Origin of the sequence: Nesterenkonia salmonea (assembly GCF_005771525.1) — a bacterium.
GTDB lineage: Bacteria > Actinomycetota > Actinomycetes > Actinomycetales > Micrococcaceae > Nesterenkonia > Nesterenkonia salmonea.
The window spans coordinates 1-586 of the sequence record NZ_VAVZ01000123.1; the positions used below are offsets into that span (position 1 = coordinate 1).

A 586-nucleotide genomic window follows, 5' to 3' on the forward strand; every position below is an offset into this window, starting at 1 on the left:
CCTTGATCCACCGATGAGGAGGGGCTGATGAGGGTGGGTTGATAGAGGAAATGCCCCTCTGACCTGGGAAAATAGTGAGTGTCTAGTCCACTGTTTCCCTGCCAGAAAGGGGCACCTCTCAGGTGCTATTCAACCACGCCCCAGCGGCTGTCTCCTATAGCTTCGATGAGCCCAACCTCGTGTCGGCTGCCGGATTGGTCCCGGTGATGGCCTTCGCCCAGTCCACCGGGCTTGCCAAGCTTGCCGAGGAGAAGATCACCGTGCGGAATACCGGTGCTGATAAGGGCGCGAACCCCGGGGCAAAGGTCAGCAGCCTGGTAGCAGGCATGGTCGCCGGGGCTGATTCGATTGATGACATGGATCTGCTGCGCCACGGCGGGATGAGCTCGCTGTTCGGTTCTGTGTATGCGCCCTCCACTCTGGGCTCTCATTTGCGGGAATACACCCATGGGCATGTCAAGCAACTTGCCGCGGTTTCCTCTGGGTTCCTCACCGCCCTGGGTGCGAAGATCCCACTGCTTCCGGTGCCCGCCGCTGGGGATGGAGCGCCGATGGTGTTCGTCGATATTGATGACACCGTCATCGA

At 60.2% G+C, this 586-nt stretch carries 1 pseudogene; it reads left to right on the forward strand.

Going from position 1 to position 586, the window contains the following annotated elements:
* Positions 1 to 122 precede the first annotated feature (122 nt).
* Positions 123 to 586: pseudogene (locus FEF26_RS15545) on the forward strand (IS1380 family transposase); the annotation flags it as partial.